The sequence below is a fragment of the Tenacibaculum discolor genome (genome assembly GCF_003664185.1).
Lineage (GTDB): Bacteria > Bacteroidota > Bacteroidia > Flavobacteriales > Flavobacteriaceae > Polaribacter > Polaribacter discolor.
The window spans coordinates 85,001-100,556 of record NZ_RCCS01000004.1 but is presented as its reverse complement, the minus strand read 5'-3'; the positions used below and the strand labels follow the sequence as shown (position 1 = coordinate 100,556).

Genomic DNA, 15,556 nt, shown 5'->3' with positions numbered 1-15,556 from the left:
TTATTTCTTAACTATTATTTAGAAAAATAGTAATTTATGTAGAAACTTCTTAAAAGCAATAGCTAAACTATATAAAGCAAGGATAATTAAAAAAACAAAGGCTGTCTTACATTTTAAGACAGCCTTTTAAATTCAATTCGTAATTTTTTAGTTAGTTGTTTTTAATTTAAGTTTAAGAATTCCTCTTCAGAAATTTCACCTGTATAAATTTTATGTAATTCTTCTAGGTGAGCAACAATATTCTCATGTTGACTTTGTTCTATAGACGCTGGCTTTTTTAACTCTAATTTTAGTCTACCACCTACAACATAATAGTCATAGTAGTAAAAAAAGTTTCTGTCAAAATTTCTGTTGCTATAAGTTCCGTTATCTCCTAATAAATATCCTAATCTAAAAGCAGATCTTCTTTGAGAAGCAGTACCGTGAGAGCTTCCATTAGGTCCAGCTAAAGTTTGTGAAAAATTATAAGCACTAGCAGCAGTATTCCAGTTACTAGTATAAGTTCTTCGGATAAAATATCCTCCAAATCCATCAGCTTCTAATTCAGTAGCACTTACATGATTACCACTAGGTATAGTATTATCTCTAAATTGTACCTGATGTCCCATTTCATGTGCAGCAACGTAAGCAATGGCAGCATTACCATAACTTAAAGCACTTGCTAATAATTCCTCTCCCCATACAATATAACCGTTTGAAAAAGAAAGAGCATTGAAAGTTCCGTCACCACCTGCTAAGTATAAAGGTACATTACCCATTCCAAAAAAGCTTGCAGCTTCGTTGTGTTCAGTCTTTAAAAAATTAGTAGTAGATTGGTTAACTATATATTCAGCCCAATAAGAGTTAGGACCAAAACCATCAACTGTGTAGTGATCAGCGTTGTTAACATCTAGCATACTTGGTGAACTAATACCTGTAGGAGCATTGTCATTTGTAAGGTTATTTTCTTCTTGGGTACATTGTACAGTAAGAAAGGATATGCATAATAATGCAATAATAAATTTGAATTTTTTCATTGTGAAAGGGTTTTATGAATTGAATTTATTTTTCCGAAAAATATACACTAACTGACTATTAATGAAATAATAACAAAAAATTAACATTTTATTTTATAATGTTATTTTTTGTTAAAGAGGGAGATCATTAAATAATATCAATCCTTTTTTCAAGGAAAAAGCATGTATCTAAAACTAAGAAGATGTTTTTTGAGGAAAGAATAAGAAAGTATAATGGTCAATAAGTTAGAAAGAAACCATGGGAAATAAAAGAAATCAGATAAAGAAAATTTGCATATAAACCTTACATTATAGATAAGTGAGGCTTTAGTTTATTTTATATAAGATAAACTGATTTTTTTATATTAAAAATCTATCTATTCGCTCTTTTAAAATAATCCAAAAAATGGTATCTTCGCAACTCACTTCAATCATAAAAAATTATAGTTAAAAAATGTCAGATATAGCAAAATTACAAATTGGCGAAAATACGTATGAGTTTCCTTTAGTAAAAGGAACAGAAAATGAAACTGCAATTGATATTAAAGCCTTAAGAGGAGTCACGGATGGAGTTATAACCATTGATCCAGGATACAAGAATACAGGCTCATGCCAAAGTGCTATAACATTTTTAAATGGTGAAGAAGGTATTTTAAGATACCGTGGATATTCAATTGAAGAATTAGCAGAAAAAGCAGACTTTTTAGAAGTTGCTTATGCTTTAATCTTTGGAGAATTACCAACTAAGGAACAATTAGAAAAATTTTATGGTGATATCTTAGATGAAGCTATAGTTGATGATGACATCAAAAAAATAATTGATGCTTTTCCAAAGAATGCGCATCCAATGGGAGTATTATCATCATTAACGTCTGCATTAACAGCTTTTAATCCATCTTCTGTAAATGTTGATTCAGAAGAAGATATGTATAAAGCTATAGTTAAAATTATGGGGAAATTCCCTGTATTGGTAGCTTGGACTTTGCGTAAGAAACAAGGTTTACCATTAAATTATGGGTCTCGTAAATTAGGTTATGTTGAAAATATCTTAACAATGATGTTTCAAAAGCCAAACGATGAGTATGAGTTAAACCCAATAGTAAAAGATGCTTTAGATAAATTATTAATCTTACATGCAGATCATGAACAAAACTGTTCTACTTCTACAGTACGTATTGTAGGATCATCACATGCAGGTTTATTCGCATCATTATCAGCAGGTATTTCTGCTTTATGGGGACCTTTACATGGAGGAGCTAACCAAGCAGTACTTGAAATGTTAGAAGCAATTAAAGAAGATGGAGGAGATACTAAAAAGTACATGGCTAAAGCTAAAGATAAAAATGATCCTTTCCGTTTAATGGGATTCGGACACCGTGTATATAAAAACTTCGATCCAAGAGCAAGAATTATTAAAAAAGCAGCTGATGAAGTGTTAAACGACTTAGGTGTTGAAGACCCAATTTTAGATATCGCAAAAGGATTAGAACAAGAAGCATTAAATGATCCATATTTTGTTGAAAGAAAATTATATCCAAACGTAGATTTCTATTCAGGAATTATTTATAGAGCTATGGGAATTCCTGTAGAAATGTTTACAGTTATGTTTGCTTTAGGGCGTTTACCAGGATGGATAGCACAATGGAGAGAAATGCGTTTAAACAAAGAACCAATAGGTCGTCCACGTCAAGTTTACGTTGGAGAGAACTTAAGGGAGTTCGTAGAATTAGACAAGAGATAAACTATTTAAAAAGTGTCATTTAAAATAATTAAATGACATTTTTTTTATGTAAAATAACTGATGATGAAAGAAATTAAAATTATCAAAAACAGATCAGATATTGGAGCAGGAACTCGGGGATCTGATATGGGGGTTGATGCAATTGAAATTGCAGCAATAAATAAAAAAAGTAATTATTTCGATTCTTATGATTTTGAAGATGTAATTACCGAAAATGAATCTATTTATAATAAAGTAAATAACTCATTTGCAAAACGAATTGATAGCGTTTTTAATCAATGTAAACGTTTAAGCAATCATGTAAAAGTTAATTTACAAGAAGGAAAGTTCCCAATAGTTTTGTCAGGAGATCATTCTTCAGCGTTAGGAACTATCAGTGGAGTAAAAGCAGCAAACCCAACTAAAAGAGTTGGAGTAGTTTGGATTGATGCTCACGGAGACTTACATTCACCTTATACGTCGCCATCTGGGAATATTCACGGTATGCCTTTGTCTGCTGCAATTTCAGATGACAATTTAGATTGCCAAATTAATGATGTAGACAGAGAAACGTCAGAGTTATGGGAACGTATGAAAAACATAGGTACTCCAGGACAAAAAGTTTTACCAGAAGACATCGTTTTCTTTGGGGTTCGTGATACAGAAGAACCAGAAGACAAACAAATGGAAAAATATGGTATTAAAAACTATATGGTTGCTGAAGTCCGTTATCGAGGATTAGATGTTTGTGTAAACGAAGCTTTAGATAAACTTTCTAATTGTGATGTTATTTATGTGTCGTTTGATGTAGATTCAATGGATTGTGATATGATTTCTTATGGAACAGGAACACCTGTGCCTAAAGGATTTGATCAATATGAAATCATTAATATTATCAATGGATTATTAGCAAGTAAAAAAGTAGCTTGTGTAGAATTTGTTGAAGTAAATCCGTTATTAGATTTCAAAGGAAATAAAATGGCTGAAACTGCTTTTGAAGTACTTGAAGAAGTAACTAAAAAAGTAAAGACTTTATAAAAAATATAAAACAAAATAAAAAAGCGAGTATGTACATACTCGCTTTTTTATTTTACAAAGGTAGTTTAGAAAAATAAACACTTATATTTGCTTCAGTAAACTTTAGGAGTAGCTAGTTCGCTAGTTTGAGAAATATCCTTTGAACCTGATATGGTTAACACCAGCGTAGGGAAAAGTTGTAAAATCTTATTTAGGCATTGTTTATTATAAAACAATTCTGAATTTCTTCTACAGTTTACTTTAAAATAAGTTTTATATGATAACCTTAAAAGTAAACGACACTCAAAAAGAATTTTCTAGAACACTTTCGTTACAAGATTTAGTTAATGAGCTAAAAGTTAAAACGAATGGTATTGCTATTGCAGTTAATAGTAACGTAGTGAAAAAGGAAGAGTGGACTTCACGTATGCTCCAAAATAATGATGCTATTTTAATCATTAAATCTACACAAGGAGGTTAATATTTTCAGTAAACAAAATTCACAAGAATAAAACAAACAACCCTAAAATGAAGAAAAAAGATACAGCACCAAAACAAGATGGTGTAACAAGGCAACCGTTTCCGAATTCAAAAAAAATATATGTTCAAGGAAAAATCCACCCGCAGATAAAAGTAGCAATGCGTGAAATTGAATTGAGCGACACTGTGGATTCGATGACTAAAAAAAGAACACCAAACGAACCCGTAACAGTGTATGATACTTCTGGGCCATATACAGATCCAACGAAAGAAATTAATATTCATAATGGATTAGAGCGTATTCGTGAACAGTGGATTTTAGATAGAGGTGATGTAGAGGAGCTAAACGAATTTACTTCGGAGTATTGCAACGAACGGTTAAATGATAAAAGCTTAGATCACTTACGTTTTAACTTAAAAAGTAAACCAAAAAGAGCTAAAAAAGGACATAACGTAACACAGTTACATTATGCAAAAAAAGGAATTATTACTCCAGAAATGGAATATATTGCCATTCGTGAAAATCAACGAATAGATGAAATGACACGTTTGTCAGAGCAACATCCAGGTCAAGATTTCGGAGCGAGTATTCCTGCAAAAATTACACCTGAATTTGTTAGAGAAGAAGTAGCAAGAGGACGTGCGGTAATTCCTTCGAATATAAACCACCCAGAAGCCGAACCTATGATTTTAGGACGTAATTTCTTGGTAAAGATAAATGCGAATATTGGTAATTCAGCTACCACCTCATCAATAGAAGAAGAAGTAGAAAAAGCAGTTTGGGCATGTCGTTGGGGAGCAGATAATATCATGGATTTATCTACAGGAAAAAATATTCATGAAACTCGTGAATGGATTATCCGTAATTCACCTGTACCAGTAGGAACTGTACCTATTTATCAAGCCTTAGAAAAAGTAAATGGAGTTGCTGAAGATTTAACTTGGGAAATATTTAGAGACACATTAATAGAACAAGCAGAGCAAGGAGTAGATTACTTTACGATTCACGCAGGAGTTCGTTTGCGTTATGTACCTATGACGGCAAAACGTATTACAGGAATTGTATCAAGAGGAGGATCTATCATGGCAAAATGGTGTTTAGCACATCATAAAGAGAGCTTTTTATATACACATTTTGAAGAAATTTGTGAAATTATGAAAGCTTATGATGTCGCTTTTTCATTGGGAGATGGTTTACGTCCTGGCTCAATTGCAGATGCAAATGACGAAGCACAGTTTGCTGAATTAGAAACCTTAGGGGAGTTAACAAAAATAGCACGTAAACATGAAGTACAATGTTTTATTGAAGGGCCTGGTCACGTGCCGATGCATATGATTAAAGCGAATATGGATAAACAATTAGAAGCTTGTGATGAAGCTCCGTTTTATACCTTAGGACCTTTAACTACGGATATTGCACCAGGATACGATCATATTACCTCAGGTATTGGAGCAGCGATGATTGGATGGTTTGGTTGTGCTATGTTGTGTTATGTTACACCAAAAGAACATTTAGGGTTACCAAATAAAGAAGATGTACGTACAGGAGTGGTTACTTATAAATTAGCAGCTCATGCAGCTGATTTAGCAAAAGGACACCCAGGAGCGCAACACAGAGATGATGCTTTAAGTAAAGCACGTTTTGAATTCCGTTGGGAAGATCAATTCAATTTAGGATTGGATCCAGAACTAGCAAGAGAGTATCACGATGAAACCTTACCTGCTGAGGGAGCTAAAATTGCACACTTTTGCTCGATGTGTGGACCAAAATTTTGTTCTATGAAAATATCACAAGAAGTACGTGATTTTGCAGCTGAGAATAAAGTAGAAGGAGATGAAGTGTTTGCAAAAGGAATGGAGGAAAAGTCTAAAGAATTTAAAGATAAAGGATCAGAAGTATACCTATAAATTCTGAACATAGAATTATGAATTACGAGTTGACAATTTCTAAATTCGTAATTCATAATTTAAAACCGATTATATGATTATTCTAATAGCTCCAGAAAAAGACATCCCGAATGAAATTGAAATCCTTCAGCAATTATTTGAAGAAGGATTGGAATATTATCATTTCAGAAAACCTGACAAGAATTATGAAGAGCATGTGGCATATTTAAATCAGATAGATGAAAAATATCATGATAGAATAGTCACTCATTATTTTCATGAACTCGTTAATGAATTCAATTTAAAAGGAATTCATTTTCAAGAACAAAAAAGAATTGATGCTTTAGATAATGGAAATGAATATTTTATCGGGTTAGATATGATAGGAAAAACAATGAGTAGTTCCTTTCATGAGCCTTCGGCATTAGAAAATTGTGATATTGAATTTGATTATCATTTATTAAGCCCTGTTTTTTCATCTATTTCAAAGAAAGGCTATGAAGGAAGAGGTTTTGATGTAAATCATATAGATAAAACGATTATAGGAATGGGAGGAATCAATACCGATACCATTGAAAAAACGTTAGCATTAGGTTTTCAAGGAATAGGAGTTTTAGGTGGAGTTTGGAATGCAGAAAAACCTGTTGAAAGTTTTAAAAATATAAAACGTCATTACGAAATTCATAATTCATAATTGAAAAATAAGACATACATATTAACGATTGCAGGTCATGACCCGTCGGGAGGAGCAGGATTGACTTCTGATATTAAAACATTTGAAGCACATGGTTTACATGGACTTTCGGTATGTACAGCAGTTACAGTCCAAAATGATATCGACTTTAAAGAATGTGTTTGGATTGAAAAAGAAGTAATCATCAACCAAATTACATCTCTATTTGAACGCTTTAAGATATCAGTAGTAAAAATAGGAATCATCCAGTCTTGGAAAGTATTATTAGAAGTCGTTCAGGTTCTAAAAAAACATAACCCATCCATAAAAATAGTAGTAGACCCTATTTTAAAAGCGAGTGCTGGATTTGATTTTCATTCTGAAAAGCATATAAAAGTGTTTGAAGAAGTATTGCAACATTGTGATTTTATCACTCCAAATTATGATGAAATCAAAGCTATGTTTTCTAATAAATCGATTGAAGAAACCATTGAGTTTATTTCAGAAAAGACTAATGTTTATTTAAAAGGTGGACACAGAGAAGACAAAAAAGGATGGGATGAAGTATATCACAATAAGATAGTACAGTTGAATATTCCACCGAAAGCTACATCCGTTTTTGAAAAGCATGGAAGTGGTTGTGTGTTGTCTTCAGCTTTAGCTTCAAACATAGCAAAAGAATTTTCTTTAGAAGATGCGTGTATACATGCGAAATGGTACACAGAACAATTTTTAAACTCTAATAAAACGCTCTTAGGAGAGCACAACTATAAATGATAAGTAAATTACATTATATAACTCAAGGAAAAACTCCAGAAGAACATTTAGAAAACATTCAAAGAGCTTGCGCTTCTGGAGCAGAATGGGTGCAACTTCGATTAAAGAATCTGGATCCGAAAACTGTTTTAGAAACAGCACAAAAAGCGAGAGAAATTACGAGTCACTTTCAAACACGGTTAATTATAAACGATTACTACAAGGTAGCTAAAGAAGTTAATGCAGATGGAGTTCATTTAGGAAAAACCGATACATGTCCGTTAAAAGCTCGTGAGTATTTAGGGAAATGGTATTCCATTGGTGGGACTGCTAATACTTTAGAAGATTGTAAAACTCTATTAGAGAAAAAAGTAGATTATATTGGTTTGGGGCCTTTTCAATTTACAGAAACTAAAAAGAATTTGAGTCCAGTTTTAGGAGCTGTCGGATATCAAGTAATTTTAGAAGCGTTAAATACAACTACTCCCATCATAGCTATTGGGGGAGTTACTATAGAAAATGTACCTGAAATTATAAATACAGGAGTGTATGGTGTTGCTGTGTCAGGAGCGATTACTCAAAATTTTAACTCGATTTCTACATTTCATAAAATATTAAAAGCACCTAGTACCAACGAACAAGTGTATAAGTTAGGTGATAACAAATAGTAAAATGAACACAAAATTAACAATAGCCGATAAAATATTTACCTCTCGATTATTTACAGGAACAGGAAAATTCAGTTCTTCTGAATTAATGAGAGAAGCTTTGTTAGCTTCAGAAAGTGAACTGATAACAGTTGCTTTAAAAAGAGTAGATGTTCAAGATGAAGAAGATGATATTTTATCACATTTAAATCATTCTCGAATTAACTTATTACCGAATACCTCAGGAGTAAGAACTGCAAAGGAAGCTGTTTTTGCCGCAGAGTTATCTAGAGAAGCTTTGGAAACAAATTGGGTGAAGTTAGAAATACATCCAGACCCAAGGTATTTATTACCTGATCCTATTGAAACTTTAAAAGCGGCAGAAGAGTTAGTAAAAAAAGGATTTGTGGTAATGCCTTATATACATGCTGACCCAGTTTTATGTAAACGATTAGAAGAAGTAGGAACGCAATGTGTGATGCCTTTAGGAGCTCCTATTGGAAGTAACAAAGGATTGAAGACGTTGGAGTTTTTAGAAATTATTATTGAGCAATCAAATGTTCCAGTAGTAGTAGATGCGGGTATTGGAGCGCCTTCTCATGCAGCGTATGCTATGGAATTAGGAGCCGATGCTGTTTTGGTAAATACCGCTATTGCCGTCTCACAAAATCCAGTAGCCATGGCACAAGCTTTTAAAAAGGCAGTAGAAGCAGGAAGAATGGCTTACGAAGCAAAACTAGCACCTGTAAGAACACAAGCAGAAGCAAGTAGTCCGCTAACGAGTTTTTTAAATTAAAGCTGTTAGCATTTAGCCATTAGCTTATTTAAAATTAATACGATGTTAGTAAACAGAACAAAAAATAAAAGCCAAGAGCTAACAGCCAATAGCTTTAAAGATACATTCAATCAATACAATTGGGATGATACGTTACATAGTATTTTTAGTAAAACAACCATTGATGTTGAAAGTGCTTTAGGAAAGGATAAACTTGACTTGGAAGATTTTAAAGCGCTCATTTCACCTGCAGCAAAACCTTTTTTAGAACAGATGGCTCAAAGGAGTCGTATGTTGACTAAAAAGCGCTTTGGAAATACCATTCAAATGTATGCTCCAATGTATTTGAGTAACGAATGTCAGAATATATGTACCTATTGCGGATTCAGTTTTACAAACAAAATTCCGAGGAGAACTTTAACCGATGCTGAAATACTGAAAGAAGTTGCTTTTTTAAAAGCGAAAGGGTACGATCATATTTTATTAGTAACAGGTGAAGCCAATAGAACAGTTGGAGTCGATTATATTAAAAATGCAATTGAATTGATTCGTTCTCAATTTTCAAATATTACCATAGAAGTGCAACCTTTAGATCAGGACGAATACGAATTGTTGATTGAAAGCGGATTATATGCAGTATTAGTATATCAAGAAACCTACCATCAGGAGGAATATAAAAAGCATCATCCGAAGGGAAAAAAATCAAATTTTGAGTACCGTTTGGAAACTCCTGATAGATTAGGTAAAGCAGGAATTCATAAAGTTGGTTTAGGTGCTTTATTCGGATTGGAAGACTGGCGTGCAGATAGCTTTTTTACAGCATTGCATTTAAAATATATGCAGAAAACCTACTGGAAAACGAAGTATTCAATTTCATTTCCACGATTAAGACCTCATTCAGGAGGATTAGAGCCTAAGGTTGAAATGACAGATGCAGATTTGGTACAATTAATCTGTGCATTTAGAATGCTAGATGAAGATGTAGAGTTGTCTATGTCCACCAGAGAAAGTGAAGTTTTTAGAAATAATATTGTTAATTTAGGGGCTACCTCAATGAGTGCAGAATCTAAAACAAACCCTGGGGGATATAGCGTTGAATCTCAATCGTTAGAACAATTTGAAATTTCAGACGAACGAAGTACCGAAGAAATTGTAGAGATGCTAAAAGGTCAAGGGTTAGAAGTAGTTTGGAAAGATTGGGAGCAGTTTTTAGGTTAGACTAATACGCTGCTAGAATCAAGAAAATAGAATTAATGTCATTCTGAACTTGTTTCAGAACTTCATGAAATTATGAACTTAAGTAACGAAGAACAAAAACAATACAATCGTCATTTAATTCTCGATAAAATAGGGGAAGAAGGGCAACTAAAACTAAAACAAGCCAAGGTATTAGTAATAGGAGCTGGTGGACTGGGTTGTCCTGTACTACAATATTTAACAGCAGCTGGTATCGGAACGATTGGAGTTATAGATGATGATGTAGTAGATCAAAGTAATTTACAGCGTCAGGTTTTATATACGATAGATGATATAGGAAAGTCAAAAGTGCAAACAGCGGCAAATAGGTTATCAAAATTAAATCCGTTTGTTCAGTTTCATGTCTATCAAGAGAAATTAACCAATCAGAATGCTATTTCTTTATTTGAAAAATATGATGTAATTGTAGATGGGAGCGATAATTTTGCTACTCGTTATTTAACCAACGATGCCGCAGTACTCACTCAAAAACCATTAGTATATGGAGCTATTTTTAAATTTGAAGGACAAGTAAGTGTGTTCAATTATCAAGGAAGTGCTACGTATCGATGTTTATATCCAACTCCACCCAAACCAGAAGAATCACCTAATTGTTCAGAAATTGGAGTAATAGGGGTGTTACCCGGAATTATAGGAGCTTTACAAGCTAATGAAACCATTAAAATCATTTGTGGAATAGGAGAAGTGTTAGCGAACAAACTATTGATGTATAATACCTTAAGCATGCGTCAAATGCTCTTAAAATTTGAAAAGACTGATAAAGCTGAGGTTAATGAGTTAGACAAAGATTATGAATTCTTTTGCGGAATTAAATTGGCTACCCACGAAATAACTTTGGAGGAACTACAAAACAATCAGTCAGTATATAATTTATTAGATGTTCGGGAAGATTGGGAGCGAGAACAATATCATATAGGCGGACAACATATTCCGTTAGGTGAGTTTGCCCAACGGTACAAAGAAATAGCAACAGACAAACCTGTAGTGGTTTATTGTAAATCAGGAGTACGAAGCCAACGAGCTATTGATTTTTTAGAGCAAAAACACGATACTGTTACTTTTTTAAATTTAAAAAAGGGACTAGGTTAATAATTTACTAAATCTAAAAGCACGAAAACAAATACTTTCCTATTTCTATACTATAATGTGCACTTGATTAAAAAATTAAGGAAGTATTCTACGCAATCTTCGTCCCATTTTTAACGGTACGTTCAGCAGTTAATAAGGTTACTTCTTTATCATCACCTAAGCCACCTAATACTAAGCATTCGCTCATCATATTCGCAATTTGTTTTTTTGGAAAGTTTACCACAGCAACCACTTGTTTTCCTATTAAATCTTCAGGTTGATACAGTTTAGTAATCTGAGCTGAGGTTTTTTTAATTCCGTAGTCGCCAAAATCAACTTGCATTTTATAGGCAGGGTTTTTAACCTCTTTAAAAATTTCCGCAGAAATAATGGTGCCAATACGCATTTCTACTTTCGTAAAATCGTTCCAAGTTAAATTGTTATTGTCTTCCATAGTTTTTATTTAATAATCGTTTCGCAGCAGTAAATGGAGTAGTTTTCCCGTTTTCCAGTTTAGTTACTTCCTGCTGTAAGCGTTCTTTAATTTTTGGATTATTGTAAAAGTTATTTTTCAATTGTTGATTAATGGTTTCTAACAACCAATAATTATTTTGTTCATTTCTTTTCTGTTGAAAGTAGCCAGATTTTTTTACTAAGTTCATGTACTCTTCAATCATAGCGTAAATAGCGTCAATTCCTTGATGATGTAGCGCACTTGCTAATAAAACTTTAGGTTGCCAACCACTTTCTTTAGCAGGGTATAAGTGTAAGGCTCTATTGAACTCTACTTTTGCAAGTTTAGCATTTTTCTCATTACCACTATCAGCTTTATTAATCACAATAGCATCTGCCATTTCAATAATTCCACGTTTAATACCTTGTAATTCGTCACCAGCACCCGCCAATTTCAATAATAAAAAGAAATCAGTCATAGAATGTACAGCAGTTTCCGACTGTCCCACACCCACCGTTTCAATAATAATAGTATCAAAACCAGCAGCTTCACATAAAATAATACTTTCACGTGTTTTTTGAGCAACACCACCCAACGAAGTTCCAGAAGGAGAAGGACGAATAAAAGCGTTCTCATCGGTTACTAACTCTTCCATACGTGTTTTATCTCCTAAAATACTTCCTTTGTTAACAGAACTACTCGGGTCTACAGCTAAAACAGCAACTTTTTTACCTAATGAAGTTAAATGCTTACCAAAAGATTCAATAAATGTACTTTTTCCTACACCAGGAACACCTGTAATTCCAATTCTAACCGATTTATTGGCATGAGGTAAACAAGCTTCTAAAATTTCATTGGCTTGTTGTTGATGTTTTGGATTGGTACTTTCCACTAACGTAATAGCTCTACTTAAAAAAGGAATATTTCCAGCTATTATTTGAGTAACAAAATCTTCGGTAGAGGTAGTTTTTCTTCTATTACGTTTTATTTTTTCTGCAGATGATTTACTAGTGGTTTCAGGCTGGGAAACCCCGTCTTTTTCAGAGAGTGCAGATGTGTCTTTATTAGTCATTATGTAGGTAAAACAAAATAATAACGTAAATTTAGAAATAAAAATGCAGGAAAATGCAACACGAAGGAAAAAGTGTCGTATTTAGGGTAAGAAATCAATAATGAAATCAACTAAACAGTTACATCAATCGGTAATAGATGCCTGTAAAAACAATGATGCAAAAGCACAAATGCAATTGTATGACTTGTATTGTGACGCCATGTATACAGTGGCATTACGTTACGTGAAAGATTCATTTATAGCAGAAGATGTTATGCAAGAAGCATTTATAAAAGCATTTAAAAATATTGATTCATATAAAGATGGAGTAGCCTTTGGTGCTTGGTTAAAAAGAATTGTCATCAATCAAAGTATTGATTATTTAAAAAAGAAGAAACTAGAATTGGTTTCTATTAACGAAGAGATTACCACAGTAGCAGACGATGATAATTGGAATGTAGCATCTACTATATCGTATCAAGATATTGTAAACTGCATTCAGCAATTAAAAGAAAAATATAGAGTTGTGTTAACCCTGTTTTTGCTAGAGGGGTATGATCATGGAGAGATTTCGCAAATATTAGGAATTTCTGAAGTGAGTTCAAGAACACATTTATTAAGAGGAAAAAGACAAGTGCAAGAACAATTAAAAGCAGTACATCATGTCTAAAGATATTAGAGAAATACTAAAAAACAATGTTGAAAACACGGAGAGGTTATCAACAAATCACAGACAGCGTTTTCAACAAAAGTTGATGGATGAATTGCACGAAAAGCCATCAACAAAAAAATCATATCAATGGCTGTATATAGCAGCATCAATAGTGTTGTTGGTGAGTTTGGGAATTCAATTTTATCCAACAAATATTGTAGATCCAATAATAACTGAGCTTCCAAAAGAAACTCAAAATCAAATTAGTTTAGGAGCAATTTCACCTGAATTAAAAACAGTAGAAGATTATTATGTAAATACCATTAATTACGAATTAAGTCAGTTAGAATTAACTGACGATAATAAAGAACTTTTTGATGGTTACTTGAACAAAATAGGAGAATTAACCAAAGAATATAAATCGTTAACCGAAGAGCTCAATACAAAAGGAATTAACGACGATACTATCAATGCATTGATTGGAAACCTGCAATTACGTTTACAGCTGTTAAAACGTATGCAAAAACAATTACAAGAATTTAAAAATCCAACTCAAAATGACATTCAAACAATTTAAAATCAGTGTTTTTTTACTGTTAGTAACTGGCGTTGTATCTGCACAGAAATACAACAAAAAGTTTAGTGAAAATTTTAAAACAAATAAAGACGTAGTAGTTAATATTAATGCATCTAATGCAGATGTAGATGTGACTACATGGAATAAAAACGAAGTTTCAGTAGAAGCAGTTGTAGAAGTTGAAGGGCTAGATAAAAAAGAAGCTCAAAAATATTTAGACAACTGGAAATTTGAAGCTTTAGGGAATAAAAGTAAGGTACAAATTAATGCCAACAAAAATAGCTTTAGAATAGGAGGAGACAATATTGTGTTCTTTAATTCATCAGACAATAATTATCCAAGAGTATTTCAATTTGATGGTGATGATGAAGTTGTCGTAATTCCAGAAGTAAGAATTCCAGAGATTCCTGAAATACCTGAACTTCCAGAAATAAAAATCCCTGAAGTTAACTTTGAAGAAATAGTAACAGGTTTAGAGGATATTGAATTTGACTTTGATAAGTATGCAAAAGATGGAGGAAACTACTTTTTTCAATGGAAAGATGGTGTGAATGATATTACCATTAAGTCGAAAAAAGAATGGGAAGAATTTAAGAAAACAGATAAGTATAAAGAGTTTAAAAAACACCAAGAAGAAAGAAAAAGAGAAATTAAAAAAGAATTAGAAAGAGTTAAAAAAGAGCGAATAAATGAAAGTGAGTTAAGAAGAGAAATGGCTAAAGCAAGAGCAGAAATAAGAAAAATTAATAGAGAAGAAATAAGAAAAGAACTTGCCAAAGCTAGAAAAGAAATGCACAAGGCAAGAAAAGAGATGAGAAAAGTTCGTATGAATTATTCTTACTCTTCTGATAGTGATAATCTTATGATTAATGGAAAAAAAGTAAAAATCACAAAGAAGATTATTATAAAGGTTCCAAAATCAGCAACCTTTGACTTAAACACCCGTCACTGTAAAGTAAAACTACCAAAAACTAAAGCTTCAGGAAAGGTAAGTTATGGAACCTTTAAAGCTGATGCACTTGACGGAGGAAAGTTAAATATTTCATATTCGCCAGTAAACATAAGCTCATTAAACGCTTGTACCTTGTTCTTAAATAATGTAACCGATGCTCAATTAGCATCGGTTACCAATACAATAGTAAACTCTAATTCATCAGGATTGGTAGTAAGTAATGTGCATAATAATGTAGAGGTGAATAATAAATTTGGAAATTTAACTATTGTAAAAGTACATCCAAACCATAATAATTTAAAAGTGTTTTTAAGTTATTCTGACGCTGGAGTTGATTTAAAAGGGGTTAATAAGAAATTTAATATTCAAGGAGACAATGTTAAGAAATTAAAAGATGGAACTGTAGAATATAATGGTGAGTTTATTTTAATTTCAAATGATAAAAAAATTGAAATAGATGGTAAATACAGCCAATTAAAAGTTAAAAATCAATAAGAAATACAAACAAAATTACTTTTTATTTCTACGAAATTGCTACCAAATTCTTTTTCTATATTCCTTATAAAGTGCCTATATTAGCGATTGCAAATAGTCA

At 32.5% G+C, this 15,556-nt stretch carries 16 protein-coding genes and 1 riboswitch; of the genes, 13 read left to right on the top strand and 3 right to left on the bottom strand.

Features of this window, described 5'->3' with window-relative positions; translation table 11 throughout:
* Positions 1-161 precede the first annotated feature (161 nt).
* Positions 162-1,016, bottom strand: coding sequence for a neutral zinc metallopeptidase (locus C8N27_RS00895; protein ID WP_121145830.1), 855 nt, complete (start codon positions 1,014-1,016; stop codon positions 162-164).
* Between the two features lie 433 nt (positions 1,017-1,449).
* On the opposite strand from C8N27_RS00895, the gene C8N27_RS00890 reads away from it, so the two are divergent.
* The 10 genes from C8N27_RS00890 (at position 1,450) to moeB (ending at position 11,296) form a co-directional block, all read left to right on the top strand.
* Positions 1,450-2,736, top strand: coding sequence for a citrate synthase (locus tag C8N27_RS00890; protein WP_121145828.1), 1,287 nt, complete (start codon positions 1,450-1,452; stop codon positions 2,734-2,736).
* Positions 2,737-2,799: 63 nt separating this feature from the next.
* Positions 2,800-3,753 carry an arginase gene (locus C8N27_RS00885; protein ID WP_237270819.1) on the top strand — a complete coding sequence of 318 codons (954 nt, stop codon included), beginning with the start codon at positions 2,800-2,802 and terminating at the stop codon, positions 3,751-3,753.
* Between the two features lie 94 nt (positions 3,754-3,847).
* Positions 3,848-3,942, top strand: a riboswitch (TPP riboswitch).
* Positions 3,943-4,009: 67 nt separating this feature from the next.
* Positions 4,010-4,213 (top strand): sulfur carrier protein ThiS, encoded by a 204-nt coding sequence (gene thiS, locus C8N27_RS00880; protein ID WP_099215320.1) that lies wholly within the window; start codon positions 4,010-4,012, stop codon positions 4,211-4,213.
* 47 nt (positions 4,214-4,260) lie between these two features.
* Positions 4,261-6,120, top strand: a complete 1,860-nt coding sequence (gene thiC, locus C8N27_RS00875) for a phosphomethylpyrimidine synthase ThiC (RefSeq protein ID WP_028890760.1) — start codon at positions 4,261-4,263, stop codon at positions 6,118-6,120.
* A gap of 73 nt (positions 6,121-6,193) precedes the next feature.
* Complete coding sequence (locus C8N27_RS00870) at positions 6,194-6,793, top strand: thiamine phosphate synthase (protein ID WP_121145826.1); 600 nt, start codon at positions 6,194-6,196, stop codon at positions 6,791-6,793.
* Positions 6,794-7,549, top strand: coding sequence for a hydroxymethylpyrimidine/phosphomethylpyrimidine kinase (locus tag C8N27_RS00865; RefSeq protein ID WP_121145825.1), 756 nt, complete (start codon positions 6,794-6,796; stop codon positions 7,547-7,549). It begins immediately after the preceding gene.
* Positions 7,546-8,196, top strand: coding sequence for a thiamine phosphate synthase (gene thiE / locus C8N27_RS00860; protein ID WP_121145823.1), 651 nt, complete (start codon positions 7,546-7,548; stop codon positions 8,194-8,196). The genes C8N27_RS00865 and thiE overlap by 4 nt, the downstream gene beginning before the upstream one ends.
* Positions 8,197-8,200: 4 nt before the next feature.
* Complete coding sequence (locus C8N27_RS00855; RefSeq protein ID WP_121146292.1) at positions 8,201-8,971, top strand: thiazole synthase; 771 nt, start codon at positions 8,201-8,203, stop codon at positions 8,969-8,971.
* A gap of 42 nt (positions 8,972-9,013) precedes the next feature.
* The gene (thiH, locus tag C8N27_RS00850; RefSeq protein WP_121145821.1) at positions 9,014-10,168 is read left to right on the top strand and encodes a 2-iminoacetate synthase ThiH; all 1,155 of its coding nucleotides are present in this window, start codon (positions 9,014-9,016) and stop codon (positions 10,166-10,168) included.
* Positions 10,169-10,240: 72 nt separating this feature from the next.
* Positions 10,241-11,296, top strand: coding sequence for a HesA/MoeB/ThiF family protein (moeB, locus tag C8N27_RS00845; RefSeq protein WP_121145819.1), 1,056 nt, complete (start codon positions 10,241-10,243; stop codon positions 11,294-11,296).
* 88 nt (positions 11,297-11,384) lie between these two features.
* On the opposite strand, the gene C8N27_RS00840 is transcribed toward moeB, so the two are convergent.
* Positions 11,385-11,729, bottom strand: a complete 345-nt coding sequence (locus C8N27_RS00840) for a tRNA-binding protein (RefSeq protein ID WP_121145817.1) — start codon at positions 11,727-11,729, stop codon at positions 11,385-11,387.
* Positions 11,716-12,801 (bottom strand): methylmalonyl Co-A mutase-associated GTPase MeaB, encoded by a 1,086-nt coding sequence (gene meaB / locus C8N27_RS00835; RefSeq protein WP_121145815.1) that lies wholly within the window; start codon positions 12,799-12,801, stop codon positions 11,716-11,718. Before meaB ends, C8N27_RS00840 begins: the two co-directional genes overlap by 14 nt.
* Positions 12,802-12,901: 100 nt before the next feature.
* Between meaB and C8N27_RS00830 the strand changes: the two genes are divergently transcribed.
* From C8N27_RS00830 to C8N27_RS15820, 3 genes are read left to right on the top strand one after another with little or no spacing between them, the layout of a single operon-like run.
* Positions 12,902-13,450: an RNA polymerase sigma factor gene (locus C8N27_RS00830; protein ID WP_121145813.1), complete on the top strand. Its 549-nt coding sequence runs from the start codon at positions 12,902-12,904 to the stop codon at positions 13,448-13,450.
* The gene (locus tag C8N27_RS00825) at positions 13,443-14,009 is read left to right on the top strand and encodes a hypothetical protein (RefSeq protein WP_121145811.1); all 567 of its coding nucleotides are present in this window, start codon (positions 13,443-13,445) and stop codon (positions 14,007-14,009) included. The genes C8N27_RS00830 and C8N27_RS00825 overlap by 8 nt, the downstream gene beginning before the upstream one ends.
* Positions 13,990-15,456: a hypothetical protein gene (locus C8N27_RS15820; protein ID WP_167444706.1), complete on the top strand. Its 1,467-nt coding sequence runs from the start codon at positions 13,990-13,992 to the stop codon at positions 15,454-15,456. Before C8N27_RS00825 ends, C8N27_RS15820 begins: the two co-directional genes overlap by 20 nt.
* The last annotated feature ends 100 nt before the right edge of the window (positions 15,457-15,556 follow it).

Bases quoted from the DNA above. Each gene is read 5' to 3' on its own strand.
- C8N27_RS00895 (WP_121145830.1), bottom strand. From the start codon at position 1,016: ATGAAAAAATTCAAATTTATTATTGCATTATTATGCATATCCTTTCTT.
- C8N27_RS00890 (WP_121145828.1), top strand. From the start codon at position 1,450: ATGTCAGATATAGCAAAATTACAAATTGGCGAAAATACGTATGAGTTT.
- C8N27_RS00885 (WP_237270819.1), top strand. From the start codon at position 2,800: ATGAAAGAAATTAAAATTATCAAAAACAGATCAGATATTGGAGCAGGA.
- thiS (WP_099215320.1), top strand. From the start codon at position 4,010: ATGATAACCTTAAAAGTAAACGACACTCAAAAAGAATTTTCTAGAACA.
- thiC (WP_028890760.1), top strand. From the start codon at position 4,261: ATGAAGAAAAAAGATACAGCACCAAAACAAGATGGTGTAACAAGGCAA.
- C8N27_RS00870 (WP_121145826.1), top strand. From the start codon at position 6,194: ATGATTATTCTAATAGCTCCAGAAAAAGACATCCCGAATGAAATTGAA.
- thiE (WP_121145823.1), top strand. From the start codon at position 7,546: ATGATAAGTAAATTACATTATATAACTCAAGGAAAAACTCCAGAAGAA.
- C8N27_RS00855 (WP_121146292.1), top strand. From the start codon at position 8,201: ATGAACACAAAATTAACAATAGCCGATAAAATATTTACCTCTCGATTA.
- thiH (WP_121145821.1), top strand. From the start codon at position 9,014: ATGTTAGTAAACAGAACAAAAAATAAAAGCCAAGAGCTAACAGCCAAT.
- moeB (WP_121145819.1), top strand. From the start codon at position 10,241: ATGAACTTAAGTAACGAAGAACAAAAACAATACAATCGTCATTTAATT.
- C8N27_RS00840 (WP_121145817.1), bottom strand. From the start codon at position 11,729: ATGGAAGACAATAACAATTTAACTTGGAACGATTTTACGAAAGTAGAA.
- meaB (WP_121145815.1), bottom strand. From the start codon at position 12,801: ATGACTAATAAAGACACATCTGCACTCTCTGAAAAAGACGGGGTTTCC.
- C8N27_RS00830 (WP_121145813.1), top strand. From the start codon at position 12,902: ATGAAATCAACTAAACAGTTACATCAATCGGTAATAGATGCCTGTAAA.
- C8N27_RS00825 (WP_121145811.1), top strand. From the start codon at position 13,443: ATGTCTAAAGATATTAGAGAAATACTAAAAAACAATGTTGAAAACACG.
- C8N27_RS15820 (WP_167444706.1), top strand. From the start codon at position 13,990: ATGACATTCAAACAATTTAAAATCAGTGTTTTTTTACTGTTAGTAACT.